This is a genomic window from Ectothiorhodospira shaposhnikovii, assembly GCF_016584105.1.
Classification (GTDB): domain Bacteria; phylum Pseudomonadota; class Gammaproteobacteria; order Ectothiorhodospirales; family Ectothiorhodospiraceae; genus Ectothiorhodospira; species Ectothiorhodospira shaposhnikovii.
Map to the genome: position 1 here is coordinate 102,401 of NZ_NRSM01000005.1, position 24,808 is coordinate 127,208.

Sequence of the window (24,808 nt, forward strand, 5' to 3'; positions counted from 1 at the left end):
CTTGGATGGGGTATGATGACAGCCCTCAAGTTCAGCAACCCAGCGCAGAACCCTTCATGGTCACAAGCCTCGTCAGAAAGATCTTCGGTAGCCGTAACGATCGCCTGGTCAAGCAATACCGCAAGCAGGTTGGACGGATCAACGAACTGGAAGCCGATCTCCAGGCCCTCACGGATGACCGGCTTCGTGCACGGACCGGCGAATTCCGCGACCGCCTGGGCAAGGGAGATTCCCTGGAAGATCTGCTGCCGGAGGCCTTTGCGGTTGTACGGGAGGCTGGACGCCGGATCATGGGAATGCGTCATTTCGACGTTCAGCTCATCGGTGGCATGGTGCTCAATGACGGGCGTATCGCGGAGATGCGTACCGGCGAGGGCAAGACACTGGTAGCCACCCTGTCCGCCTATCTGAATGCCCTGCCCGCCAAAGGCGTTCATGTGATCACGGTCAACGACTATCTTGCCCGCCGCGACGCCGTCTGGATGGGGCGCCTGTATCATGGTCTGGGACTGACTGTGGGGGTGGTCAATTCCTCGGGTGCCAAGGGCGCCAAGCACTCCTTTCTTTATGACCCGGAGTTTGATGGAGACGGAGAAGGGTATGCCCATCTTCGCCCGGTCACCCGGCGGGAGGCCTATGCCGCGGATATCACCTATGGCACCAACAATGAATTCGGTTTCGATTACCTGCGCGACAACATGGCTTTCCGGGCCGAGGATCGGGTTCAGCGTGATCTGGCCTATGCCATTGTGGACGAGGTGGATTCCATTCTCATTGACGAGGCCCGCACGCCCCTGATCATCTCCGGTCCCACCGGGGAAAACTCCGATCTTTATCTGCGCATGAAGGACATCGTCCCCAAGCTGAAGCGCCAGGATGAAGAAGAGGGTGAAGGCGATTATTTTGTCGATGAAAAGGTCAAGCAGGTGTTCCTGTCCGAAGATGGACAGGAACGGGCCGAGCAGTTGCTGCAGGAGGCCGGTCTGCTCAAGGAAGGTCAGTCCCTCTATGACGCCGCGAGCATCCCCCTGCTGCACCATCTCAACGCCGCCCTGCGGGCTCACGCCATCTTCCAGCGCGACGTACATTACCTGGTGCGGGACAAGCAGGTACTGATCATTGATGAGTTCACCGGGCGCGTGATGGCCGGACGGCGGTGGTCGGAGGGTCTGCATCAGGCCGTGGAGGCCAAGGAGGGGGTGCCGATCCAGAACGAGAACCAGACCCTGGCCTCCATCACCTTCCAGAACTACTTCCGGCTGTACCGCAAGCTCTCGGGCATGACCGGGACCGCCGATACTGAAGCCTACGAGTTTCAGCATATCTACGGCCTGGAGGTGGTGGTGATTCCCACCAACAAGCCCATGGTCCGCAACGACATGCAGGATCTGGTCTACATGACCCAGAAGGAGAAGTACAAGGCCATCATGGAAGACGTCCAGCATTGCCGGGAACGGGGGCAGCCGGTCCTGGTGGGCACCGCCTCAGTGGAAGCCTCGGAGACCCTTTCCGAGATGCTCAAGAAGGCCAAGATCAGCCATGAAGTCCTCAATGCCAAGCAGCATGAGCGGGAGGCCCATATCGTCGCTCAGGCCGGCCGCCCCGGCGCCGTAACCATCGCCACCAACATGGCCGGCCGTGGTACCGACATCGTGCTTGGCGGCAGTCTGGACGCGGAGCTGGAAGCCCTGGGTCCGAATCCCGACCCGGTACAGATGGAGAGGATCCGATCCGAGTGGAAGCAGCGCCATGCTCAGGTGCTTGAGATGGGTGGGCTTCACATCATAGGTTCCGAGCGCCATGAATCCCGGCGGATCGACAACCAGCTCCGTGGACGTGCCGGTCGCCAGGGCGACCCGGGTTCGAGCCGGTTCTTTCTCTCCCTTGAAGACAATCTCATGCGCATCTTCGCCTCTGATCGGGTGAAGATGATCATGCAGAAACTGGGCATGCAGGAGGGAGAGGCGATCGAGAATGCCTGGGTGACCAAGGCCATCGAGAATGCCCAGCGCAAGGTGGAAGGACACAACTTCGATATCCGCAAGAATCTGCTGGAATACGATGATGTGGCCAATGACCAGCGCCGGGTGGTCTATGAGCAGCGGCGCGAGCTGCTGGATTCCCAGGAGATTTCCGATACCATTCGCGCCGTGCGCGAGGATGTGGTGGACCAGGCCATCAGTCGCTACATTCCCCCGGGCTCCATCGACGAGCAGTGGGATATCCCCGGCCTGACCCAGTCCATGGAGACCGAGTTCGGCCTGAAGCTGGACATCGCCGGCTGGCTGGACCAGGACGACGACCTGCACGAGGAATCCCTGCGCGAACGTCTGCAGAATGAAGTGAGCGGGGCGCTGGATGCCAAGCGCGCCGTGGTCGGTCCGGAGCTGATGCAGCGCATTGAAAAAGATGTGATGCTGCAGGTACTGGACAGTCACTGGAAAGAACATCTGGCATCCATGGACTACCTGCGCCAAGGCATCGGCCTGCGGGGTTATGCCCAGCGCAATCCCAAGCAGGAGTACAAGCGCGAAGCCTTCGCCATGTTCGAGAGTCTGCTGGAGCGCATCAAGCATGATGTCATTTCCATGCTCATGCGCCTGCAGGTACAGTCCCCCGATGATGTGGAGACGCTGGAGGCCCAGGCACGCAGCAGCGCCAAGCCGGCCAGTATGGAATTCAAGCATGATCAGCCGGACAGCCCTCTGTCCAGCGAGGAAGACCCCCGGGCCACGCCGGAGGACTCGGATCAGGAGCCCTATCGCCGGGAAGGTCCCAAGCTGGGTCGAAATGATCCTTGCTGGTGTGGTTCCGGCAAGAAGTACAAGCACTGCCACGGCAGACTGGAGTAATCATCAATGGCGGTGAATCTGCCCGAACCCGTTGAACTGACCCCTGTTTCAGGCGTCCGACTCAGTGCCGTGGCGGCCGGTATCCGTTACAAGGGGCGCAATGACCTTGTGCTGATGGAACTGGCCGCGGGAAGTACCTGCGCCGCCGTCTTCACCCGGAACGCCTTCTGTGCCGCACCGGTGCAGGTGGCCCGGCAACACATGCTTCAGGGCCCCCCCCGCTACCTGCTGATCAATGCGGGCAATGCCAACGCGGGTACCGGCGCCCAGGGCATGGAGGCCGCCTATCTGAGTTGCGGCGCGGTGGCCGGTTGCACCAATGTCAGAATTGCCCAGGTACTGCCGTTTTCCACCGGGGTGATCGGGGAGCCCCTGCCGGTGGAACGCATCTCCGCAGCCCTGCCCGAGGCCGTGGCAGCCTTGCACGAGCAGGGCTGGATGGCGGCCATGCGGGCCATCATGACCACCGACACGGTGGGCAAGGGTGCTTCGGAACGGCTGCGTCTTTCCGGTGGCGAGGTGACGATCACCGGGATCGCCAAGGGCTCCGGCATGATCCACCCCGACATGGCCACCATGCTGGCTTTCCTGGCCACCGATGCCAAGGTGGACAAGGGATTGCTGCAAGCCATGCTGCTGCGTTGCAGCCGGGCCAGTTTCAATGCCATTACCGTGGACGGAGACACTTCCACCAATGATGCCTGCGTACTGGCCGCCACCGGTGCGTCCGGTGTGGCAGTGGATTCCGGGGAAGACCAGCGCCTGTTCGAGCAGGCGCTGCTGCGGATATGCCGTCACCTGGCCCACGCCATCGTCCGTGACGGGGAAGGCGCGACCAAGTTCATCACGGTGCGCGTTAGCGGGGCACGGGATATGGAAGAAGCCCGCAGCGTGGGTTTTACCGTCGCCCTCTCACCACTCGTCAAGACCGCCCTGTTTGCCTCGGATCCCAACTGGGGGAGGATTCTGGCGGCCGTGGGCAGGTCCGGTGTTGAGGGGCTTGATGTGGACCGGGTGAGCATCCATCTGGGAGATGTGTGCATTGTCGCCTCGGGTGGCAGGGCCTCTGGATATGAAGAGTCCCAGGGGCGCCGGGTGATGGCGGAAGCCGAGATCCCCATCCATATCGACCTGGGGGGAAGGGGCGATGCCGAGGCCGAGGTCTATACCTGTGATTTTTCCTACGATTACGTCCGTATCAACGCTGAATATCGATCCTGAGGGCGCATGACCGGGCCGCTCCGGGTGGCGGTGGCCGCCATCGCCAATGATCGCGGCGAGTATCTGATTGCCCGCCGTCCCGAACACGTGCATCAGGGCGGTCTCTGGGAGTTTCCTGGCGGCAAGATCGAGCCGGGAGAGACCCTGGAGGCCGCGTTGCATCGTGAACTCCGGGAGGAACTGGATATCACGCCCCTGGATTATCGCCCCCTGATCACCCTGTCTTACCAATATCCGGACAGGAGGGTCTGTCTTGAGGTGATGAGAGTGGACCGTTTCGAGGGTGAACCTCGTGGCATGGAGGGGCAGCCTTTGCGCTGGATGCCGTCCGGTCTGCTGCACACCCTGGAATTCCCTGCCGCCAATCGTGCCATCATCCAGGCCCTGACCCTGCCGGACCGCCTGTTGATCACCCCGGACCTGCGATGCCCGGAAACCTTGCTGAAGGGGTTGGAAAAGACCCTGTTGGCCGGCGGAATTCAGCTGCTGCAGTTACGCGCACCTCGTCTGAGCCAAGGGGATTTTGCCTCTCTGGCCGCCTCGGCGGTCCCCTTGTGTCGCTCCCATGGTGTCAGGGTTGTGCTGAATGGGGAGCCGGAACTGGCCATGTCCATGGGGGCCGACGGTGTGCACCTCAATGGCTATCGCCTGGCCAGTCTCGAACGGCGTCCCGAAGGGGCGGGCTCCCATGCCCTGGTGGGCGCTTCGGTGCATGATCTGCGGGATGCCCGCAAGGCTGCCCGAATCGGCGCCGATTATGTGGTCATCTCTCCGGTGGCGTCGACGCCAACCCATCCCGGCGCGCCCACGCTGGGCTGGTACCGTTTCGCGGAAATTGCCCGGCAGGTCGGCCGACCTGCCTATGCTCTGGGCGGGATGAAACTGGATGACATTCCAATGGCCCTCCGCCATGGAGGGCAGGGAATTGCCTCGATCCGCGGACTCTGGCGTGGAGAGATGCCCGGCGCGCTGGCTGGCCGGGGTGATCGTACTCAAGGCGGGTGATACCCGAAAGGAAGGGCTTGTCATGGCGCGTTGGCTGAGTGTGCTTCTGATCCCCGTGATGCTGGGAGCTGGTTACCTGCTGGGCGAGCACTGGCTCAGACCCTTGCTGGTCCCCATGGACGTAGAGGCGGTGGTGATCGAGGCGCCCGCCGGCTGCGAGCTGGACGCCCAGGGATGTCTGATGATGGTGGCGGGAACCCAGGTCCGTGTCTGGGGGCCGGATCGCATTCCGCCCCTGGCGCCTTTTGATCTGCGCCTGGATGGCGCTGCGCCCATGGAAGCCCTGGATGTGTCCTATATCATGCCAGGGATGGAGATGGGGGTGCACCGGTTTGAATTCACAACACTGGCCACAGGGGGGTGGGTGGCCGAGTCGGTATTGCCGGTATGCATGTCCGGCCGTATGGACTGGGTTGCAAAGGTGCGTATTCGTCTGCAGGGCCAGCCCTATGAGCTACGGATCCCCGTACTGTTGCGCAGAGGGTGAATCTTCCTGCTCCCCTGATTTTGCCAGGGGGTGACCGGGGAGGCCGCGGTCACTCTGCGGTTTATAGCGCACAGCAGGTGAGTGTGAACTGAACATCATCATCACACTGGACCGAGCGGGTCTTCAAATCACCCGCGCGCAGGAATCTCACGGAAAAACGCTGGCGTCCCGCGCTGATTTCCGGATAGTAGGGGGCATTCAGGGGGAGTGTGATGCGGATCATCTGCCAGGGTTGGCTGGTATCCAGGTTATGTTCATAAAAGCCACGGCTCGCCGTCAGGGCGCGGGGAGCACCCGCGTTGCGGATAAGTTGAAGGATGACGCTGACGGATTCCTGGATATCCGAGAATGGCTGGGACCATTCCAGCAACAGTTGCCGACGTTCGCCGGCGGATCGGGCCAGCCAGTAATGATAGGCGGGCAGATCAAAATCACAGGTTCCGCCCGGAATGGCCGTCCGTTGACGAATGCTGTTGAAGAAATCGTTGCCTTTCACCTGCTGATCAAGCTGGCCATTCAGGCCATGGATGCCGTCGATGAGTCCGCGATGCTTGTCGATGACCGTGTTCAGTCGTCGTTGATCTACTCCCGGCTCGGTGCTTAGCCGGTTCAGGTTGGTGATCTGCCGTTCCAGTTCCTTGATCAATTCGCGTTTCACGTCGACTCGATTGGTGAGATTCATCATCTCGATCAGGGTCAGCAGGCTGCAGTGGGTGTCCGGCCCCTCATCGTGCTGAAGGCTGTGATCAAGGCGCTGCATGAGTACTTCAAGGCGCATGAAGAGACGCATGCGCTCATGCAGGGGCTGTTCATAATGGATGGCGCCCTTCACCGATGCGGTTGCCGGGGGAGTGTGAACCACGTATTCATTATTTTCCGATCTGCGGCCGAAATGAACGAACATGTTACCACCTTGGTAGGATGATACCGGTGACTTCGGTGCCAGGCATCAGCATGGGATTGCCATCCGGAGATAACGCTGGTGCAGGGCCTCCACCTGGGCAGGCAGTGTGTCCATGGCCCCCTCGTTGTCGATGACGTCGTCCGCCGCCGCCAGACGCTGTTCCCTGGTGGCCTGGGCATCCATGATGGCCTGAATCTGCAGAGGGGATGCTCCGTCCCGACGACCGGCCCGTTCCAGTTGGGTGGAAGCGGCGCAGTCCACCACAAGGACGCGGTCAACACGCCCCCTTGCCCCCCCTGATTCCACCAGTAAAGGTATGACCAGCATACAATAGGGCGTCCCGGCCTTTGATTTTTCGAGATCAATTTCAGCCCAGATCATAGGGTGGAGCAGGCTTTCCAGTCTGTGACGGGTTTGGCTGTTCCGGAACACCATGTCGCGCATGGCGGCCCGGTCCAGGGTGCCGTCCTTTCTCAGGATTCCGGTACCGAAAGCCTCCACCACGGCGGTCAGTCCGGGCGACCCCGGTGCCACCACATGCCTGGCAATGATATCCGAATCGATGACCGTGACCCCCCGTTCTTCAAACAGTCTCGATACGCTGCTTTTTCCGCTGCCGATGCCGCCCGTCAGTCCGATGGTGAGCATGGCAGGTCAGCCGAGGAATCGAAGATAGGTCTGTACGATGGTATCTCCCCAGATCAGCGCAATCCAGCCCGCAGCGGCCAGATAGGGGCCAAAGGGAATGGGCAGGTCGCGGTCCCGCCCCAGCAGGGCTATGAGCGCGATGCCGACAATGGCCCCAACCAGGGAGGACAGCAGTATGATGAGTGGCAGCATCTGCCAGCCAAGCCAGGCTCCCAGTGCGGCAAAAAGCTTGAAATCACCATAGCCCATGCCTTCCTTGCCCGTGAGGAGCCTGAAGGCGTGGTAGATCAGCCAGAGGCTCAGGTACCCGAAGACCGCCCCCAGCAGGCTGCTGGTGGTGTCCGTGAACATGCCGTCAAGGTTGAGAACCAGCCCCAGCCAGAGCAGGGGGAGGGTGATCATGTCCGGGAGCAGGGTGGTGCGCAGGTCGATTACGGTCAGGGCAATCAGGGCCCAGGTCAGCAGCAGGGCTGCCGCTGCCGTCCAGGTGAAGCCGAAATACCAGACCACCGCCATGGATAACAGTGCCGTCGCCGCTTCCACCAGGGGGTACTGGATGGAGATGCGGGTGCCGCATTGGGCGCATTTTCCCTTGAGGAACAGGTAACTGATCAGGGGGATGTTTTCCAGCGCCGTGATCCGGTGCCCGCAGGCAGGGCAGGCGGAACGTGGAACCACCAGGTTGTATGGTTGCCTGGAGGCTTCATCCTCGTCCATGCCTGTGTCTCGTGACTGCAGCCAGGCTCGGGCCTCGCTCTGCCACTGACGTTCCATCATGACCGGCAGTCGGTGGATGACCACGTTGAGAAAGCTGCCCACCAGGAGGCTGAAAAGCCCGGTGAGGGTGAGCAGCAGGGACGGGCTCGATGAGAGAAGGTCCGTCACACCACGGCTCCAAGCTGGAAGATGGGGAGGTACATGGCAATCACCAGGCCACCGACCACGATGCCCAGGAAGGCCATGATCATCGGCTCCATGAGGCTGGAGAGGCCGTCGACCATGTTGTCCACTTCCTCTTCATAGAAATCGGCCACCTTGCCCAGCATTTCGTCCAGGGAGCCGGATTCTTCACCAATGGCCACCATCTGCACCACCATGTTGGGAAAAACGCCGGAGTGTCTCATGGCCTGCTGAAGCTGGGTGCCGGCAGCGGTTTCGTCACGCATGCGCAGGGTGGCTTCGGAGAAGAGGGCATTGCCCGTGGCGCCGGCCACGGAGTCCATGGCCTCCACCAGGGGCACGCCGGCGGAGAACATGGTGGAGAGGGTGCGGGCAAAGCGGGCGATGGCAGCCTTGCGCAGCAGATCTCCGATCACGGGTATGCGCAGGGAGAGCAGGTCCAGTTGTCGGCGAAACGCGGGGAAGCGCCGCTTGGCCTGAGTGAATCCGACCACTGATGCGCCGATGCCGCCGAAGATGGCCCACCAGTAGCCCTGGAAAAACTCGGAAATCTTGATGACGAACTGGGTGAACACCGGCAGGTCGGCACCAAAGCCCTGGAAAAGATCCTGAAACTGGGGTACCACGAAGATCAGCAGAATGGCAGTGACGATGAAGGCCACCACGATCACGGCCGCGGGATAGAACATGGCCTTCTTGATCTTGGCCTTGAGGGATTCGGTCTTCTCCTTGTAGGTGGCGATCCGGTCCAGCAGGGTTTCGAGGGCCCCTGACTGTTCACCGGCCCCAACCAGGTTGACGACAAGATCATCGAAATAGAGCGGATGCTTGGACAGGGCATTGGCGAAGGTGGATCCGCCTTCCACATCCGCCTTGATCTTGAGGATCAGTTCCTGCATGGAGGGGTTTTCATGGCCCCGGCCGACGATCTCGAACGACTGTACCAGGGGTACGCCGGCACTCATCATGGTGGACATCTGGCGCAGGAAGATGGCGATGTCCTTGGGCACGATCTTTTTTTTGCCGCCAAACAGGGGCTTGGGTTTTTTCCGGACCTTGAGGGGATTGATGCCCTGGCGGCGCAGATCGGCCTTGGCCAGGTTTTCGTTGGCTGCGGTGGTCTCTCCCTTGACGCGGACTCCTTTCTTGTCCACACCTTCCCAGACGAACACCGTCGTTACTTCGGCCATGATTTAGTCCTTTGTGACACGATTGACTTCTTCAAGGCTGGTGACGCCGGCCTTGACCTTGAGTAATCCGGCCCTTCTGAGGTCATCGACCCCTTCCGTCCTGGCCTGCTCCGCCAGTTGCATGGAGTTGCCACCCTCGAGGATGATTCGCTGCATGGTTTCAGAGATGGGGAGAACCTGGTAGATGCCCACCCGCCCCCGGTAGCCGTTGGTGCACTGGTCGCACCCGACCGGCTTGAAGATCTTGAAGCCCTTTGTGACTTCTTCTTCAGTGAATCCTTCCTGGAGCAGTGCGTCCCGGGGGACGTCCACGGGCGATTTGCAGTGATTGCACAGACGCCTGGCCAGGCGCTGGGCGATGATGAGCAGGATGGACGAGGCAATGTTATAGGGTGGTACGCCCATGTTGGCCAGGCGAGTCAGGGTCTGGGGGGCATCGTTGGTATGCAGGGTGGACAGCACCAGGTGGCCCGTCTGGGCTGCCTTGATGGCGATTTCTGCCGTTTCCAGGTCGCGGATCTCTCCCACCATGATGATGTCCGGATCCTGTCTGAGAAAGGCTCTCAGGGCGGAGGCGAAGGTGAGACCCACCCGCGGATTCACATTGACCTGGTTGATGCCCGGCATGTTGATCTCGGCCGGATCTTCGGCAGTGGAGATGTTCCGGTCCGGCGTATTGAGGATGCCCAACCCCGTATACAGGGACACGGTCTTGCCGGACCCGGTGGGACCGGTGACCAGTATCATGCCGTAGGGTTTGCTCAGGGCGTTGAGGTAGAGCGCCTTCTGATGCTCTTCGTAGCCAAGGGCATCAATGCCCAGAAAGGCGCTGCTGGGATCGAGAATCCGCAGCACCACCTTTTCACCGTAGAGGGTCGGGCAGGTATTCACGCGAAAGTCGATGGCCCGGTTCTTGGAAAGCTGCATCTTGATACGCCCGTCCTGGGGGACGCGGCGCTCGGAGATGTCCATGCGGGACATCACCTTGATGCGGGCAATGATCCGGGGGGCCAGGTTCACCGGGGGATGGGCAATCTCGTCCAGGACTCCGTCCATGCGGAAACGGACCCGGAAGTCCTTTTCATAGGGTTCGAAGTGGATGTCCGAGGCCTTGCGGTTGATGGCGTCCAGCAGTACCTTGTTGACGAAGCGAACCACCGGGGTATCGTCCACCTCGGATTCCGAGACCTCCTGGCCGCGATCCTCGGTGTCCGCGATCTCCAGGTTGTCCAGGTCCGCGTCCATGAGACCTTCCATCATGGATGCGCTGTCGTTGAGGCGTTCCTCAATCAGCCTGGACAGTTTGTCATGCTCCACCAACACCGCCTCGGTGGGGATGCCGGTGTTGAACTTGATCTCGTCCAGGGCGCTGATGTTCATGGGGTCGGACATGCCGACAAACAGGCGATTGCCCCGCCGGAAGATGGGCAGGGCCTGGTGTTGACGGATGAGTTTCTCATCCACCAGCTTGGTGGGCAGGTATTCCTTGTCCAGGAAGTCCAGATCGAATAGCGGTGTACCGAATTCCTCCGCCGCGGCCTGGGCCAGGCTTCTGGCATCCACGATCTTTTCCGTCACCAGATAGGCAACCAGGGGAACACGTTTCTTGCGAGACTGGTCAAGCGCCTTGTTGGCGTCGGCTTCGTTGAGCAATCCGTCTTGAACCAGACGTCGGGCAAGCCCGCTCAATGGTATGGTGGCGGCAGTTGTGGACATGGGGGCTCTGGCGTTTTGAATGGGGCCTTTCTACCGCATGTTAGTTGGTGTGGTAACCAAGTCAACAGAGAGTATGGCAGATTTGGTGGGTGGTTCCGTTTGCCGTGTCTGGGCAGGTGGTGTGGTTCCGAATCCCGGGCGCTGTTCAGCTGTCCAGCCCCAGTTTCTTGAGTCTGTAACGCATCTGCCTGAAGCTCAGCCCCAGCAGGCGGGCGGCGGCAGTCCGGTTGCCACCGGCCTGTTCCAGTGCCGCCAGGATCGCCTGCTTTTCCTGATGTTCCAGGTGCTGCTCCAGGGGTTGCTGCTCCAGGGGAGCGGGGGGCTGTTGCGTGGGTGGGCCGGCGGAGACGGGAAGCTGGAGGTCCTCTGTCCTGATGGTGCCGCTTTCGCAAAGGGTCGTCGCCCTTTCCAGGATATTTTCCAGTTCCCTGACGTTGCCCGGGTAGTCGTAATTCATCAGGGCCTGCATGGCGTCGGGACTGATCCGCCTGGGCGTTTCCCCCCAGTGTTCCGCCAGCCTGGACAGGATGTGTTCCGCCAGCAGCGGCAGGTCCGCCCGACGTTCCCTCAGGGGGGGGACCCGTAATTCGATCACATTGAGACGATAGAAAAGATCCTGGCGGAAACGTCCCGCCCTGACTTCCCGGCTCAGATCCTTGTGGGACGCGGACAGGATGCGGACGTCCAGTGCGATCTCGTGAGCGGCGCCGATGGGTTTGATGGCCCGCTCCTGAATGGCGCGCAGCAGTTTGACCTGCATGTGCAGGGGCAATTCCGCCACTTCATCAAGAAACAGCGTGCCTCCCTGGGATGCCTGGAACAGGCCCTGCTTGTCGGCAACCGCTCCGGTGAAGCTGCCCTTGAGATGACCGAAGAATTCACTTTCCATGAGTTCGGCGGGAATGGCACCGCAGTTGACTGGTACGAAAGGCCGGTCAACGCGGGGGCCCTGATGGTGGATCTCCCGGGCGACCCTTTCCTTGCCGCTGCCGGATTCTCCCAGGATGTACACCGGGGCCTGGCTTCTGGCCAGCTTGAGGATGGTACCCTTGAGTTGGCGCATGACCGGCGCGTCTCCCAGGAGATTGTCCCGCGTGCTCACGGTCTGTTTCATGGCGGGAGTGCCGCCGTCGGACCTGCTCAGTTTCAGGGCGCTTCCCACCAGGTCTCTCAGAATCTTGAGGTCCACCGGTTTGGAGACGAAGTCGAACGCCCCCGACTTGAGGGCCTGGACTGCGGAGTCCATGCTGCCGTGGGCGGTGATGACCGCCACCGGTAATTCAGGGTAGTAGGCCTGGATGTGCTCCACCAGCTCGATGCCATCGCCATCGGGCAGGCGCATGTCCGTCAGGCACAGGTCGAAATGCTCGGCGCACAGCAGGCGCTTGGCTTCCCTGACGGTCCCGGTCGCGCGGGTGTGGAGCTGCATGCGGCCAAGGGTGATTTCCAGGAGTTCCCGGATATCCGGTTCATCATCAATGATCAGTACGTTCTGAATGCTCATGTCTGCCGGGGGTGATGGCCTTCCATGCCTGGAGCGCTCGTCTCCGGGGGCGGGAACTTGATGCGAAAACAGCTCCCGCCTGTGGGGAGAGGGATATAGTCAAGGCTTCCGCCGTTGTTTTCGCACAGCTCGCGGGAGATGTACAGTCCAAGTCCGGTGCCTTCCTGGCCTGTGCTGACGAAAGGTTCGAAAAGCTGACGCGCGATGGTCGGGCTTACTCCCCGGCCCTCATCCATGATGTCGAGGATGGCGTGTCGCCCCACATCGCGGGTGCCGCCCCGGATGAGGATGCGGGCAGGACGTCCCGCCTGTTTTCCGTAACGAAGGGCGTTGGTACAGAGATTCCATGTCACCTGGTGCAACTGCTCCGCATCAAACCAGACCCGGGTATTTGCCGGGTTGATGGAGAGTTCCATCTGCGAAGGTTCGAGTCCGTGATGTCGCCGGAACTCCTCGGTGAATTGCTCCAGCCAGGGCTTGATTTCCAATGCCTTGATCCTGGGGGCCTGCCGCCGGGACAGGTCCAGCACGTTCTGGATGATGTGATTCATGCGCTGGCTCTGGTCTTCTATGATGCTCACCAGCCGGCGGTCGGCCCTGGAGAGATCTTCGGATTCCCCCAGCAGTTGCGCGGCGTGGCTGATGGCGCCAAGAGGATTTCGTATCTCGTGGGCGATACTGGCGGTGAGTCGTCCCAGGGAGGCGAGTTTGATGGATTGCATCTGTCGACGCAGTTCTGCCGTGTCTTCCAGCAGAATGACCGTACCGATGGGCTTGTCCACCCCAAGCCGTGTAAACCGTATCCGAAGTTCGGCGGTATTGCCGTTGGCCGGCAGGGTCCGATGACTGGATCCCGCGGGCTGACGCAGCCATTCCTGCAAGGCACCGTAAAGGTGCGGGGCCAGCCGGCTGAGATCACTGTGATCGGGGGTTGCCGGATTGCCCAGCAGCAACCAGGCGGATTCGTTGATGAGATGGATGTGGCGATCATCATTGACCACAATGATTCCTGAATGCATGCGGTCGATGATGTGGGCGTTGAGTTCCGCCATGTTGGCCAGATCCACGCTGCGACGCTGTGCAAGATCCTCGCTTTCGCGGACTCGACGGGTCAGTATCAGTGCCAGCAGGGCGGTAGCGAAAAGCCCCGCACCCAGCAGGCCGGTCTGAGTCAGGGCGGAGTCCCGACCGGGCTCAAACCAGTAGCCGTGGATCTGTGCCAGCAGCAGAGCGATGGAGGCCAGGGCCGCAAAGAACAGGGCGGGACGGCCGGGCGCCAGCAGGCCCAGGCCTGCAATGGCGGGTATGGCCAGCATGCCCAGACCGCTGGTCACTCCGCCGCTGGTGTAGGTCAGGAGGGTGATGAGACTGATGTCCGCAGCGGCCTGCAGATAGATCTGTAGCGGTGCTGATGGTCGGCGCAGGCGTGCCGCGGTGCCGAACCCCAGGCTCAGAAGCAAATAGATGAGGGCAAAAAGCAGGAAAAGCCGTGGGTGGGAACTGCCCAGGGCAAAGGGGCCCGTGCCGAAGATTTCCAGGGCCGTGAGCGTTCCGGCCACGAAAAAACGGTAAAGGCTGAAAAGGCGCAGGACACGCCAGACGTCATTGGCGCTGCCCCCCGGGACGTCGTCTGGAATCCTCGATTGGCCCGGGATGGAGGGATTCACCGCCTGTGAAACCCGGGTATTGGTCCGGTATCCGTACCGCAAGGTCAGTTATTCTCGTGTAGACTCTTGTGACAGGGCCAGGTCCCGATGGGATTCGGAACAGAAGGGTTTTCCGCCTTCCCACAGGCTTTCCTCTTCAGGAATATGCAGGCCGCAATAGTGGCAGCGGAGCATCTTGCCGGAGGTCTTTTGTCTGAGCTTGCTTGGATGTTCCGGCCGGGGTACGTCCGGTGTCTTGAGCATGAGCCGGACTACCATGAAGACCAGTACGATGGATGCGATCAGAAACAGGATTTGCATGGCAAGGTGAATCGATTGTGAGTGGTGTATAAGAAGGTACTACAGAACGCGTGTCGGCGGTGAGTCCGTCAGTGCCGGGTGTGTGACCTGGCGGGTCGTCCGCCGTCTCAAATTCATACCTTTGATACTGTGAAACTATGAACCTTCATGAATTCCAGGCCAAGGGCCTCTTTCGCGATTACCGTATTCCGGTGCCGGCCGGTATCTCCATCGACCACCCTGACGGACTGGCGGAGGTCGTCGATGCCCTGGGGGGGGATGCCTGGGTCGTCAAGGCGCAGGTGCATGCCGGTGGTCGCGGCAAGGCCGGTGGCGTCAGGCTGGTCAAGGGGCGGGATGAACTCAAGGCGGCAGCCAGGGATCTGCTGGGTTCCACCCTGGTTACCCATCAGACCGGCCCTGCGGGCCTTCCCGTGAATACCCTGCTGATCGAGTCCCTTACCGACATCCGGCGTGAGCTCTATCTGGGCCTGCTGGTGGATCGGGCCACTCGCCGTGTCGCCATCATGGTTTCGGCGGCGGGTGGCATGGACATCGAAGAGGTGGCCGCCAGTACCCCGGAGAAGCTGCTGACCCTGTTCGTGGACCCGGCCGCGGGCATCATGCCTTACCAGGGGCGCCGCGCCGCCTTTGCCCTGGGCCTGGAAGGCCGGCAGGTGAATGAGTTCGTGACCCTGCTCACCCGGCTCTACACCCTTTTTATCGAATCCGATGCCAGCCTGATCGAGATCAACCCGCTGGTGGTCACCGGAGAGGGCGGCCTGGTGGCCCTGGACAGTAAGATCAACCTGGACGACAACGCCCTTTACCGGCACCCCGCCCTGGCGGAGTTGCGGGACGCCAGCCAGGAAGATGCCCGCGAGGCCAGGGCCAGGGAGCATGAACTCAATTATGTCCGCCTGGACGGTAACATCGGCTGCATGGTCAACGGTGCCGGGCTGGCCATGGCCACCATGGACCTGATCAAGCTCCACGGCGGTGAACCGGCCAACTTCCTGGACGTGGGCGGCGGCACCACCGCGGCCCGGGTGACCGAGGCCTTCAAGCTCATCCTCTCCGACGACTCGGTCAAGGCCGTGTTCGTGAACATCTTCGGCGGTATCGTCCGCTGTGACCTGATTGCCGAGGGCATCATCGCGGCGGTCAAGGAAGTCCATGTGGGCGTGCCCGTGGTGGTGCGTCTGGAAGGCACCAACGTGGAACAGGGCCGGGCCCTGCTGGCTCAGAGTGATCTCAACATCATCGCCGCCGAGAGCCTGACCGATGGTGCCCTCAAGGTGGTGAAGGCCGCGGCCAAGGCCGCCTGACGGGCAGGGGACGAGCGGGCCGGCATGCCGGATTCAGACAGACGAAGCTGACACGGATTCTTCAATGAGCATTCTCATCGACAAGCATACTCGGGTCATCTGCCAGGGGTTCACCGGCAAGCAGGGTACTTTCCACTCCGAACAGGCCATGGCCTACGGCACGCAGATGGTGGGCGGCGTCACCCCGGGCAAGGGGGGGCAGCGGCATTTGGGGCTGCCGGTGTTCGACACCGTGCACGATGCGGTCCATGATACCGGAGCCAATGCCACCATGATCTATGTCCCGGCCGCCTTCGCCGCCGATGCCATCCTGGAGGCGGCGGATGCCGGGATCGAGGTCATCGTCTGCATCACCGAGGGGATTCCCGTGCTGGACATGCTCAAGGTGAAGGCCGCCCTGGCCGGCAGCCGCTCCCGTCTCATCGGTCCCAACTGTCCGGGTGTCATCACCCCCGGTGCCTGCAAGATCGGCATCATGCCGGGTCATATTCATCAGCCGGGCAAGGTGGGTATCGTCTCCCGTTCCGGGACCCTTACCTACGAGGCGGTCAAGCAGACCACCGACGCGGGTCTGGGGCAGAGCACCTGTGTGGGTATCGGTGGCGATCCCATCCATGGGATGAATTTCGTGGACTGTCTGCGCCTGTTTCAGGAGGACGGGCAGACCGAGGGCATCATCATGGTGGGCGAGATCGGCGGCAGTGCCGAAGAGGAGGCCGCGGCCTTCATCCGCGATCATGTGACCAAGCCGGTGGTGGCCTATATTGCCGGTGTCACCGCGCCGCCGGGACGCCGCATGGGGCATGCCGGGGCGATCATCTCCGGTGGCCAGGGGACCGCGGATCAGAAGTTCGCCGCCCTGGAGGCCGCCGGGGTCGCCGTGGTGCGTTCGCCCGCCGAGATGGGGGGGCGGCTCAAGGCCCTGATGGGCTGACGGCCAAATTGTTTCCATGTTCACGGACCACCGCCCCGTCGGGGCGGTGGTCTCCTGTTGCCACCTGTTTTTGAATGATCGGATCATGACAGACACCCTCAAGATCGCCCTGGCGCAAATCAATCTCCTGGTGGGCGACGTGGAAGGCAATGCCGAGCGTGTGATGGCCGCGGCCGGCGAGGCGCGGGATCACCATGGCGCCGATCTGGTGCTGTTTCCCGAACTGACCCTGACCGGTTACCCGCCCGAGGATCTCCTGATGCGGGGCACCCTCCTGCAACGCTCCGAGGAAGCCCTCAAGCGCATTGCCCGGGAGGTATCCGGAATTGATCTGGTGGTTGGTCTGCCCCTGCGGGAGGCGGGATGCCTCCATAACAGCGCGGTGTATCTGCGTGACGGCAAGGTGCTGGCCCGTTACCACAAGCAGGTTTTGCCCAATTACAGCGTGTTCGACGAAAAGCGCTATTTCCATCCCGGTGATGGGCCCTGCGTGGTGGAGGTCAAGGGACTGCCCGTGGCCCTGGCCCTGTGCGAGGACATCTGGGTCTCCGAGCCGGCCCGACGGGCTCAGTCCGCCGGTGCCCGGCTGCTGCTCAGTCTCAATGCCTCGCCCTTCCACCTGTCCAAGCACGAGGAACGGTTGGCAGTCCTGCGTGAGCGGGTCCATGAGAGCGGTCTGCCGGCGGTCTATCTGAATCTGGTGGGTGGCCAGGATGAACTGGTCTTCGACGGACATTCCCTGGCCGTGGACCGGGATGGCGCCTTGCGACTGAGCGCGCCCGCCTGGAAAGAGGGGATTCATACCCTGGAGGTGCATTTCGACCGCCGTGACATCAGTTTCAGTGGTGGTGTCCTCGTGCCCCCGCCGTCCCCCGAGGAGAGCCTCTACCAGGCCCTGGTGCTGGGGGTGCGGGATTATGTCAACAAGAACGGTTTCAAGGGGGCCCTGCTGGGCCTGTCCGGTGGGATCGACTCCGCGCTCACGTTATGCATTGCCGTGGATGCCCTGGGGGCGGAGCGGGTGGAGGCGGTGATGATGCCCTATCACTATACTGCCGGCATGAGCCGGGAGGATGCCGCCGCCCAGGCGCGGAGTCTGGGGGTGCCCTACCGGGAGATCCCGATCGCACCCATGGTCGAGGCCTTCATGACCGGCCTGGCGGAGGTCCTGGCCGGCCTGCCCGCGGATACCACCGAGGAGAACATCCAGGCCCGCTGTCGGGGCACCATCCTCATGGCCATCTCCAACAAGAGCGGACGCATGCTGCTGACCACCGGCAACAAGAGCGAGATGGCGGTGGGATATGCCACCCTCTACGGGGACATGGCCGGTGGCTTTGCTCCGCTCAAGGATGTCTCCAAGTGCTGGGTGTATCGCCTGGCCCGGTATCGCAACACCCTGGGGCCGGCCATCCCCGAGCGGGTGATCGAACGTCCGCCCTCGGCGGAACTGGCCCCCGATCAGCGGGACGAGGACAGCCTGCCCCCCTACGAGATCCTGGACGGGATCCTGGAGCGCTTCGTGGAACAGGACCAGTCCTTCACCGATATCGTGTCTGCGGGATTCGAGCCGGCCACTGTGCGCCGGGTGATGGGCCTGGTGCTGCGCAGCGAATACAAGCGCCGACAGGCGCCGCCCGGGGTTCGGGTGACCCGCCGCGCCTTCGGCAAGGATCGGCGCTATCCCATTACCTCCGGCTATGGCAGGCTGCTAAGCTAGCATCATTCCCTTGCACTACCTTCATCATCGTTTCCATGAGTCACCAGGAATCAAGCCGCATGAAAAAAATTGAAGCCATCATCAAGCCGTTCAAGCTGGAGGACGTCCGCGAGGCGCTCATGGAGATCGGTGTGACGGGTTTGACTGCCACCGAAGTCAAAGGGTTTGGGCGTCAGAAAGGACATACCGAACTCTATCGGGGCGCGGAGTATGTGGTTGACTTCATCCCGAAGGTGAAACTGGAGATCGGCGTGGATGACAGTCTTGTGGATGCCTGTGTGGATGCAATCGTCAAGGCTGCCCGCACCGGCAAGATCGGTGACGGCAAGATCTTCGTCACCGACATGGAGCGGGCCATCCGTATCCGCACCGGGGAGGAAAACAGCGACGCCCTGTAATCCGGGGGTTGCGGGCAGATCGGACCCCGGGGCCGAAACGCCATCCCGGGAGCCCTCGTGCCAGGGCGGTGAGCGATGGACATGTCCTCACCGCCCTGGGTGTTCGGGTTATCGGTAGGTCACCACCTCGTCCAGGCGTCGCCGGTGGGAGGATTCCGGTAGCTCCGCCGGGTAGCCCACGCAGAGAAGGGCGAGTGGGCGCAGGCCCGGTTCCAGGGCGAGGATGTCGGCAACGGCCTTTTCATCGAACATCCCCACCCAGGTGGAGCCCATCCCGGCGGCCACCACCGCCAGCTGGGCGTAGGCTGCCACGATGGTGGCGTCCTGGATGGAGAACAGATCCCGCCCTCGTTCGCCGTACTGTTCGGTCGAGCGTGCCGCATCACTACAGAAAATCAGGCAGATGGGCGCCTCGGAGATAAAGTCCTGACCATGGGACGCCTGGGCCAGCCTGGCTCTCAAATCCGGATCCTTCACGCAGATGATGCGGTATGACTGCAGGTCGCCCGCCGAAGGGGCGGTTACCGCGGTTTCAAGGATCGCGTGCAGTTTCTCCGGCTCCACCGGCATGTCGGCCTGGTAGCGACGGATGGAATGCCGGTGTCTGACGGTCTGAAAGAAATCCCACATCCTAAACGTCCCCTTTTGTCGTATTTGAATCGGTCCTGGAGAATCAGGCCCCCTTCCTCAGCCTGTCGGCCCGTTCCGGGAAGTTCAGTTCCAGTACCCGCAGGGCATCCGTTGCCAGGTCGTCAAGCTGCAGCCGCCGGTAGGCCTTTACCATGACCTCCAGGGCATCGGGTACCGAATCGGCGCCTTCATAGTGTTCCAGTACATATCGACCTCGCTGGGCGGCAGCCAGCCAGGCGCCCCGGCGCATGTAGAAATCCGCGACATACATTTCATGGGCCGCCAGCCGGTTTCTCAGATGAACCATGCGCTGGCGGGCGTCCCCGGCATAGCGGCTGTCGGGGAAGGTCCGTACCAGTGTGCCGAAATCATCGAAGGCGTTGCGCAGAGGGACCGGATCACGACGTGCCTGGTCCTGCGGGATCCAGCGATTGAGGAAGCTCTGATCCCGCTCATAGTTGATCAGGCCGCGCAGATAGTAGGCATAGTCCACATGAGGATGCCGGGGGTTCATCTGGATGAAACGGTCCACGGCCGCCAGCGCCATCTCCGGCTCCTGGGCCTTGTAGTAGGCATAGGCGATCTCCAGCTGGCCCTGCTGGGCGTGGCGACCGAAGGGGAAGCGGGCTTCCAGGATCTCGTAGTATTCCACCGCCTGGTCGAAATTTCCCCGGTCAAGGGCCGCTTTGGCCTCTTCGTAAAGCTGGCTGGCGGACCAGTCCCGGGTGGGGTCCTGGCGCATACCGGCGCAGCCGGAGGCCAGAACGGCGATAAGCAGGAAGGTCAGGGCTGGGCGAAGAGCTGTCATTGGGCGCGAAGACGGAAGATAATTGAGGCAATGAGTATAACCGACGGCCCCCGGCACATGACCAGAACCATCGAACTTGCGGCGGAAATTCCGCCTGAACTGGCCGGCAGGCGTCTGGACGCCGTGCTGGCGCGGATGTTCCCGGAATATTCCCGCAGCCGGATCCAGCAGTGGATCGAGGAGGGGGCGGTGAAAGTGGCCGGAGAACGTCCCCGGGCCCGACAGAAAACCTGCGGAGGGGAAGCGGTTCACATTCGGGCCGCCCTGGATGACCGGAGCCAGGATGTGCCAGAGGATCTGCCGCTGGATCTGATTCACGAGGATGATCATCTGCTGGTGATCAACAAGCCCGCCGGTCTGGTGGTGCATCCCGCCGCGGGGCATCCCCAGGGTACGCTGGTCAATGCCCTGTTGCATCATGCCCCGGAGCTGGCCCATCTGCCCCGCGCCGGCATCGTGCATCGTCTGGACAAGGAAACCTCCGGGTTGCTGGTGGTGGCCCGCACCCTGGCATCCCATACGGACCTGGTGCGCCAGCTCCAGGCCCGCACCGTGGGACGGGAATATCTGGCCCTGGTTCAGGGGAGCCTGGTGTCCGGCGGGACGGTCGAAGCCCCCATTGGTCGCCATCCGGTGGATCGCAAGTGCATGGCGGTGGTGACGGGAGGAAGGGAGGCCATCACCCATTACCGGGTGGAGGAGCGCTTCGCTGCCCATACCCTGCTCAGGGTCAATCTGGAAACCGGGCGCACCCACCAGATCCGGGTCCACATGGCCCATTTGCATCACCCCCTGGCGGGGGATCCGGTCTATGGCGGACGCCTGCGTCTCCCGGCCGGTCTGTCCGATGGGGCCATGGCGACCCTGCGGGGTTTCCGGCGTCAGGCGCTGCACGCCACCCGCCTCAGCCTGGAACATCCTGACGGTACCGGTTCCCGGAGTTGGGCGGCTGCTCTTCCGGACGACATGGAGATGCTGCTGCAGGCCCTGCGCGCCGGCTGAGCCGGCCTTTCATCCCGACGTGCGGGGTTTCCCTGATGTGTTGCAGGCGTTATCATTGGAACGTTTTCGCCCAGTGCGAAAACACTTGTCAGGCAACAGAGGCTTAATTGTCGATGGACAGTTGTTGTAGGTGCATGCGTGGTGAGGCCGTGAGCGGCCACAGACCGGCATGTGACTGCGTCCGTCGGGGCCAGCCCCTCCAGCGGTAATCTGCCGCGCCCCGGGCTCCCTGATGGATCGCATCGCGTCGGTCGGATCAGGGAAACCGGTATCGCATCATCCCGAAAGTGTCTTGCCATGGGTGCCGCCGTGTTCCCGTGCGGGATGAATGTCTGCCGTCTCCGGGTATCAATTGCCCCGGAGCTGTCTGTTTCCCGGGCATCCCGGTCTCTCCCCATGCTGCATCGGCCCTCAAGGCCGCGTCCCAGCATATTCCGATCGGTCTGCCGTCGCGGCAGCCAAGGAGAGAGTCATGACCCGGATGATCAAGAACATGAGCAGGCTGATGAGCCTGGCCCTCAGAACCCTGGAGTCCCCGGCCCGCCGCGTCCCCGATACCAGCCCCGAGGCTGAGTCGGTGGCCCGCGCCTGTCGCCATGGCGATTTCGGCAGTGCCCGGCTGAGTTTTCTCAAGCTGGCCGGTCAGTCCCAGATCCGGGTGCTCCAGGCCATGGACGACCGTTCCATCCGCCGCCTGACCCTGGGGCTCCCCGATGCCACCCTGGCACGCCTTTGCGCCCAGGGGCCTGCCCCTCTGGGTGAAGCCATCGTCCGGTCCCTGCCGGAAGGCCGTCGTCGCGGTGTGTCCCTGATGTGCGAGCAGCATCGCCGCCATCAGGCCTGACGGCGGCTGCATGACTCGCCGGTGTTTTTTCCGACCGCATGTTCCAACCGGGCCAAGGCATGGAATTGACTCATATCTACGATCTGGATGAATTGAACGAATTCCTCTCCCAGGGGGATCTGTCCGCGGTGCGCGGCTGGCTGGACGAGATGCGCATACAGGACATCGCCCAGGCCCTGATGACCCTGGATGGCGAGATCCGTCGTGATGTGTTCCGCCTGCTGCCCCCTGGGCGGCGGGCGGATGTCTTTGCCTATCTGGACCCCCATCACCAGCTTCAACTCATTCGCCAGGTCTCCGTGGACGAGGGCCGCCACCTGCTGTCCGAGATGTTGCCGGATGACCTCACCGCCCTGCTGGAAGACCTGCCCAAGGGTGAAGTCCGGCAGCTGCTGCGTCTGCTGCCGTTCCGCTCCATTCGTCGTGCCCTGACCCTGCTGGGATATCCGGAAGACAGCTGCGGTCGACTCATGACCACGGCGGTGGTGAGCGTGCGTCCCGACTGGAGCATGGCCCGTGCCCTGGATCATCTGCGGGTGCAGGCGGGGCGGGGCGAGACGGTCAACCTGGTTTACGTCACCGATGACGAGGGCGGACTGCTGGGCGTGCTGGCCCTCAAGCATTTCCTCAAGCCGCGGATGGATGTCCCGGTATCGGAGCTCATGACCGGCCGTGTGGTGTCCATCGACGCCCATGCACCCCAGGAAGAGGCCCTGCGGATGATGCGCCACTATGATCTTCCCGCCCTGCCGGTGGTGGATCAGGATCGTGAGCTGCTGGGCATCATCACCGTGGATGATGTGCTGGACGTGGAACAGGAGGAAAGCACGGAGGACTTCCAGAAGATGGGGGGTGTGGGGAGCCTGACCCTGAGCCTGCGGGAAGCACGTCCCTGGCTTTTGTACCGCAAGCGGGTAGGCTGGTTGCTGATCCTGGTGGCGGTGAACATCATCGGTGGTTTTGTGATTGCCGGGTATGAAGAAGCCATTGAGGCCCTGGTGGTGCTGGTGTTCTTCCTGCCCCTGATCATCGACAGCGGCGGCAATGCCGGCGCACAGTCCGCCACCCTGATGGTCCGCGCATTGGCCACGGGGGATGTCCACCCCCGCGACTGGCTGCGTCTCTGGGGCAAGGAATTGGGGGTGGCCACCGCCCTGGGAGCGACGATGGCTTTGGCCGTGTCCGGTCTGGGATTATGGCGGGGCGGCATGGAGATTGCCGTGCTGGTATCGGTGGCCATGATGCTGGTGGTGCTGGTGGGAAGTCTGGTGGGCATGATCCTGCCCTTGCTCCTGGCCCGCCTGCGCCTGGATCCGGCCACGGCCAGTACGCCGCTGGTGACATCCATCGCCGACGTGGCGGGCATCATGATCTATTTCGGCCTGGCGGCCACCTTGCTGGGGCTTTCCGGACAATGAGCAATTCTCTCAAGCACGAGCCGTTTTTCGAGCAGATGCGCCGACGCGACTGGGAGAGCCTGAAGACGATGCTGGCTTCCCTGCAGAACCAGGATGTGGCGGCACTGAGTCAGGCGTTGCCCGCCGAAGACTGGGTGCCGTTGATCCGGCTGCTGCCCAGGGATCGCATGGCCGATGTGTTTTCCTATCTGAGCCTGGAGCAGCAGGCTCGTATCCTGGCCGAACTGGGTGATGATGAAAATGCCCGCCTGCTGACGGCCTCGTCCTACGATGACGTGGCGGAGCTGCTGGAGCATTTGCCGGAATCGGAGTCAAGCCGCCTCATGGCCCTGTTGCCCAAGCCCCGGCGGCGGGTGGTCAAGGGACTGCTGAATTATCCGCCCGACAGCGCGGGCCGCCTGATGACGCCCGGTTTCGTGGCCGTGCGTCCGGACTGGACCCTGGAGGCGGCACTGGCCTATCTGCGCGACCATTTCTCCCAGGGCGAGACCGTGAACGTGGTCTTCGTCACCGAGGCGGACGGTCACCTTCTGGGGGCGATCAAGCTCAAGGATCTGCTGTTCGGACCTCCCCGCCGGCGGGTGGACAGCCTGCTCAAGGAGGCCGTGGTTCGTGTACAGGCCCAGGCCGACCAGGAAGAAGCTGCCCGCCTGATTCGTCACTATGACCTGGAAGTGTTGCCGGTGGTGGATGAGCGGGAGGTCCTGGTGGGGATCATCACCGTGGACGATGCCCTGGACGTGGTGGAGGAGGAGACCACCGAGGACTTCCTGCGCATGGGTAGTGTGGGCACCATCGCGCCCGGCCTCAAGGATGCCGCCATGAGCCTGCTCTACCGCAAGCGGGTCGGGTGGTTGGTGATCCTGGTGTTCGTGAACCTGTTCAGCGGGGCGGCCATCGCGGTGTTCGAGACCGCCATCGAGGCCGTGGTGGCGCTGGTCTTCTTCCTGCCCCTGGTGATCGCCACTGGTGGCAACGCGGGCTCCCAGGCCTCCACCCTGATGGTGCGAGCCCTGGCCACGGGGGATGTTCAATTGCGTGACTGGCTCGGGCTATGGGGCAAGGAGCTGTTTGTGTCCGTTGCCCTTGGGTTGACCCTGGGGCTTGCCGTCTGGGGCGCGGGGATCTGGTTGGGCGGGCCGGACGTGGGGCTGGCGGTGGCCGTGGCCATGGTGCTGGTGGTGATTTTCGGCAGCATGATCGGGATGTTGCTGCCGGTGATCCTGACCCGCCTGAAGCTGGACCCGGCCACCGCCAGCGCCCCCCTGATCACGTCCATCGCGGACGTGGGGGGGATACTGGTCTATTTCTCCGTGGCGACGGCCATCCTGCAGCTGGGCTGAGGTCGGCTTC

The 24,808-nt window shown here is 62.4% G+C and carries 22 protein-coding genes; 12 read left to right on the plus strand and 10 right to left on the minus strand.

The window, feature by feature from the left end:
* Positions 1–56 precede the first annotated feature (56 nt).
* Genes secA through CKO35_RS04450 form a run of 4 tightly spaced genes read left to right on the plus strand, consistent with a single transcriptional unit; the run spans position 57 to position 5,565 of the window.
* Positions 57–2,852, plus strand: coding sequence for a preprotein translocase subunit SecA (gene secA, locus CKO35_RS04435; RefSeq protein ID WP_200173037.1), 2,796 nt, complete (start codon positions 57–59; stop codon positions 2,850–2,852).
* 6 nt (positions 2,853–2,858) lie between these two features.
* A complete protein-coding gene (gene argJ, locus CKO35_RS04440) occupies positions 2,859–4,073 on the plus strand; it encodes a bifunctional glutamate N-acetyltransferase/amino-acid acetyltransferase ArgJ (protein WP_200173039.1) in 1,215 nt (404 codons plus the stop codon).
* A 6-nt stretch (positions 4,074–4,079) separates the two neighbouring features.
* Entirely contained in the window at positions 4,080–5,078 is a 999-nt protein-coding gene (locus CKO35_RS04445) for a Nudix family hydrolase (protein WP_200173041.1), read from the plus strand.
* A gap of 22 nt (positions 5,079–5,100) precedes the next feature.
* Positions 5,101–5,565 carry a hypothetical protein gene (locus CKO35_RS04450; protein ID WP_200173043.1) on the plus strand — a complete coding sequence of 155 codons (465 nt, stop codon included), beginning with the start codon at positions 5,101–5,103 and terminating at the stop codon, positions 5,563–5,565.
* Between the two features lie 61 nt (positions 5,566–5,626).
* Here the strand turns inward: CKO35_RS04450 and zapD are convergent, their stop codons facing one another.
* The 8 genes from zapD to CKO35_RS04490 all read right to left on the minus strand — a co-directional run bounded on the left by zapD (position 5,627) and on the right by CKO35_RS04490 (position 14,394).
* Positions 5,627–6,469: a cell division protein ZapD gene (gene zapD / locus CKO35_RS04455; protein ID WP_200173045.1), complete on the minus strand. Its 843-nt coding sequence runs from the start codon at positions 6,467–6,469 to the stop codon at positions 5,627–5,629.
* A 45-nt stretch (positions 6,470–6,514) separates the two neighbouring features.
* Positions 6,515–7,117 (minus strand): dephospho-CoA kinase, encoded by a 603-nt coding sequence (gene coaE / locus CKO35_RS04460; protein ID WP_200173047.1) that lies wholly within the window; start codon positions 7,115–7,117, stop codon positions 6,515–6,517.
* Positions 7,118–7,123: 6 nt separating this feature from the next.
* A complete protein-coding gene (locus tag CKO35_RS04465; protein WP_200173049.1) occupies positions 7,124–8,002 on the minus strand; it encodes a prepilin peptidase in 879 nt (292 codons plus the stop codon).
* Positions 7,999–9,207, minus strand: a complete 1,209-nt coding sequence (locus CKO35_RS04470; RefSeq protein WP_200173051.1) for a type II secretion system F family protein — start codon at positions 9,205–9,207, stop codon at positions 7,999–8,001. Before CKO35_RS04470 ends, CKO35_RS04465 begins: the two co-directional genes overlap by 4 nt.
* 3 nt (positions 9,208–9,210) lie before the next feature.
* Positions 9,211–10,923 carry a type IV-A pilus assembly ATPase PilB gene (gene pilB / locus CKO35_RS04475; protein ID WP_200173053.1) on the minus strand — a complete coding sequence of 571 codons (1,713 nt, stop codon included), beginning with the start codon at positions 10,921–10,923 and terminating at the stop codon, positions 9,211–9,213.
* Positions 10,924–11,068: 145 nt separating this feature from the next.
* On the minus strand, positions 11,069–12,427 hold the full coding sequence (locus tag CKO35_RS04480) for a sigma-54-dependent transcriptional regulator (protein WP_200173055.1): 1,359 nt from the start codon (positions 12,425–12,427) through the stop codon (positions 11,069–11,071).
* Positions 12,424–14,136 (minus strand): sensor histidine kinase, encoded by a 1,713-nt coding sequence (locus tag CKO35_RS04485; RefSeq protein WP_207143475.1) that lies wholly within the window; start codon positions 14,134–14,136, stop codon positions 12,424–12,426. Before CKO35_RS04485 ends, CKO35_RS04480 begins: the two co-directional genes overlap by 4 nt.
* 6 nt (positions 14,137–14,142) lie before the next feature.
* Positions 14,143–14,394, minus strand: a complete 252-nt coding sequence (locus CKO35_RS04490; protein WP_200173057.1) for a PP0621 family protein — start codon at positions 14,392–14,394, stop codon at positions 14,143–14,145.
* 137 nt (positions 14,395–14,531) lie between these two features.
* Between CKO35_RS04490 and sucC the strand changes: the two genes are divergently transcribed.
* The 4 genes from sucC (at position 14,532) to CKO35_RS04510 (ending at position 18,753) form a co-directional block, all read left to right on the plus strand.
* Positions 14,532–15,701: an ADP-forming succinate--CoA ligase subunit beta gene (gene sucC / locus CKO35_RS04495; RefSeq protein ID WP_200173058.1), complete on the plus strand. Its 1,170-nt coding sequence runs from the start codon at positions 14,532–14,534 to the stop codon at positions 15,699–15,701.
* Positions 15,702–15,765: 64 nt separating this feature from the next.
* On the plus strand, positions 15,766–16,635 hold the full coding sequence (gene sucD / locus CKO35_RS04500; RefSeq protein ID WP_200173060.1) for a succinate--CoA ligase subunit alpha: 870 nt from the start codon (positions 15,766–15,768) through the stop codon (positions 16,633–16,635).
* Positions 16,636–16,720: 85 nt separating this feature from the next.
* Positions 16,721–18,355, plus strand: coding sequence for an NAD+ synthase (locus CKO35_RS04505; RefSeq protein WP_200173061.1), 1,635 nt, complete (start codon positions 16,721–16,723; stop codon positions 18,353–18,355).
* A gap of 59 nt (positions 18,356–18,414) precedes the next feature.
* Positions 18,415–18,753 carry a P-II family nitrogen regulator gene (locus tag CKO35_RS04510; RefSeq protein WP_200173062.1) on the plus strand — a complete coding sequence of 113 codons (339 nt, stop codon included), beginning with the start codon at positions 18,415–18,417 and terminating at the stop codon, positions 18,751–18,753.
* A 108-nt stretch (positions 18,754–18,861) separates the two neighbouring features.
* Here CKO35_RS04510 and CKO35_RS04515 read toward each other — a convergent pair whose 3' ends face one another.
* Both CKO35_RS04515 and CKO35_RS04520 read right to left on the minus strand, forming a co-directional pair.
* The gene (locus tag CKO35_RS04515) at positions 18,862–19,383 is read right to left on the minus strand and encodes a nitroreductase family protein (protein ID WP_200173063.1); all 522 of its coding nucleotides are present in this window, start codon (positions 19,381–19,383) and stop codon (positions 18,862–18,864) included.
* Positions 19,384–19,426: 43 nt separating this feature from the next.
* Entirely contained in the window at positions 19,427–20,191 is a 765-nt protein-coding gene (locus tag CKO35_RS04520) for an outer membrane protein assembly factor BamD (RefSeq protein WP_200173064.1), read from the minus strand.
* 30 nt (positions 20,192–20,221) lie between these two features.
* On the opposite strand from CKO35_RS04520, the gene rluD reads away from it, so the two are divergent.
* The 4 genes from rluD to mgtE (CKO35_RS04540) all read left to right on the plus strand — a co-directional run bounded on the left by rluD (position 20,222) and on the right by mgtE (CKO35_RS04540) (position 24,798).
* On the plus strand, positions 20,222–21,193 hold the full coding sequence (gene rluD, locus CKO35_RS04525; RefSeq protein ID WP_420870738.1) for a 23S rRNA pseudouridine(1911/1915/1917) synthase RluD: 972 nt from the start codon (positions 20,222–20,224) through the stop codon (positions 21,191–21,193).
* Between the two features lie 472 nt (positions 21,194–21,665).
* Positions 21,666–22,037 carry a hypothetical protein gene (locus tag CKO35_RS04530; RefSeq protein ID WP_200173065.1) on the plus strand — a complete coding sequence of 124 codons (372 nt, stop codon included), beginning with the start codon at positions 21,666–21,668 and terminating at the stop codon, positions 22,035–22,037.
* Positions 22,038–22,096: 59 nt separating this feature from the next.
* Positions 22,097–23,455, plus strand: a complete 1,359-nt coding sequence (gene mgtE / locus CKO35_RS04535; RefSeq protein WP_242467014.1) for a magnesium transporter — start codon at positions 22,097–22,099, stop codon at positions 23,453–23,455.
* On the plus strand, positions 23,452–24,798 hold the full coding sequence (gene mgtE, locus CKO35_RS04540) for a magnesium transporter (protein WP_200173068.1): 1,347 nt from the start codon (positions 23,452–23,454) through the stop codon (positions 24,796–24,798). Before mgtE (CKO35_RS04535) ends, mgtE (CKO35_RS04540) begins: the two co-directional genes overlap by 4 nt.
* The last annotated feature ends 10 nt before the right edge of the window (positions 24,799–24,808 follow it).

Excerpts from the sequence above, each read along its gene's own strand:
- CKO35_RS04445 (WP_200173041.1), top strand. The coding sequence starts at position 4,080 with ATGACCGGGCCGCTCCGGGTGGCGGTGGCCGCCATCGCCAATGATCGC.
- CKO35_RS04510 (WP_200173062.1), top strand. The coding sequence starts at position 18,415 with ATGAAAAAAATTGAAGCCATCATCAAGCCGTTCAAGCTGGAGGACGTC.
- CKO35_RS04530 (WP_200173065.1), top strand. The coding sequence starts at position 21,666 with ATGACCCGGATGATCAAGAACATGAGCAGGCTGATGAGCCTGGCCCTC.
- mgtE (WP_242467014.1), top strand. The coding sequence starts at position 22,097 with ATGGAATTGACTCATATCTACGATCTGGATGAATTGAACGAATTCCTC.
- rluD (WP_420870738.1), top strand. The coding sequence starts at position 20,222 with ATGAGTATAACCGACGGCCCCCGGCACATGACCAGAACCATCGAACTT.
- pilB (WP_200173053.1), bottom strand. The coding sequence starts at position 10,923 with ATGTCCACAACTGCCGCCACCATACCATTGAGCGGGCTTGCCCGACGT.
- CKO35_RS04515 (WP_200173063.1), bottom strand. The coding sequence starts at position 19,383 with ATGTGGGATTTCTTTCAGACCGTCAGACACCGGCATTCCATCCGTCGC.
- CKO35_RS04505 (WP_200173061.1), top strand. The coding sequence starts at position 16,721 with ATGACAGACACCCTCAAGATCGCCCTGGCGCAAATCAATCTCCTGGTG.
- CKO35_RS04450 (WP_200173043.1), top strand. The coding sequence starts at position 5,101 with ATGGCGCGTTGGCTGAGTGTGCTTCTGATCCCCGTGATGCTGGGAGCT.
- mgtE (WP_200173068.1), top strand. The coding sequence starts at position 23,452 with ATGAGCAATTCTCTCAAGCACGAGCCGTTTTTCGAGCAGATGCGCCGA.
- zapD (WP_200173045.1), bottom strand. The coding sequence starts at position 6,469 with ATGTTCGTTCATTTCGGCCGCAGATCGGAAAATAATGAATACGTGGTT.
- secA (WP_200173037.1), top strand. The coding sequence starts at position 57 with ATGGTCACAAGCCTCGTCAGAAAGATCTTCGGTAGCCGTAACGATCGC.
- coaE (WP_200173047.1), bottom strand. The coding sequence starts at position 7,117 with ATGCTCACCATCGGACTGACGGGCGGCATCGGCAGCGGAAAAAGCAGC.
- CKO35_RS04490 (WP_200173057.1), bottom strand. The coding sequence starts at position 14,394 with ATGCAAATCCTGTTTCTGATCGCATCCATCGTACTGGTCTTCATGGTA.
- CKO35_RS04480 (WP_200173055.1), bottom strand. The coding sequence starts at position 12,427 with ATGAGCATTCAGAACGTACTGATCATTGATGATGAACCGGATATCCGG.
- sucD (WP_200173060.1), top strand. The coding sequence starts at position 15,766 with ATGAGCATTCTCATCGACAAGCATACTCGGGTCATCTGCCAGGGGTTC.
- sucC (WP_200173058.1), top strand. The coding sequence starts at position 14,532 with ATGAACCTTCATGAATTCCAGGCCAAGGGCCTCTTTCGCGATTACCGT.
- argJ (WP_200173039.1), top strand. The coding sequence starts at position 2,859 with ATGGCGGTGAATCTGCCCGAACCCGTTGAACTGACCCCTGTTTCAGGC.
- CKO35_RS04520 (WP_200173064.1), bottom strand. The coding sequence starts at position 20,191 with ATGACAGCTCTTCGCCCAGCCCTGACCTTCCTGCTTATCGCCGTTCTG.
- CKO35_RS04470 (WP_200173051.1), bottom strand. The coding sequence starts at position 9,207 with ATGGCCGAAGTAACGACGGTGTTCGTCTGGGAAGGTGTGGACAAGAAA.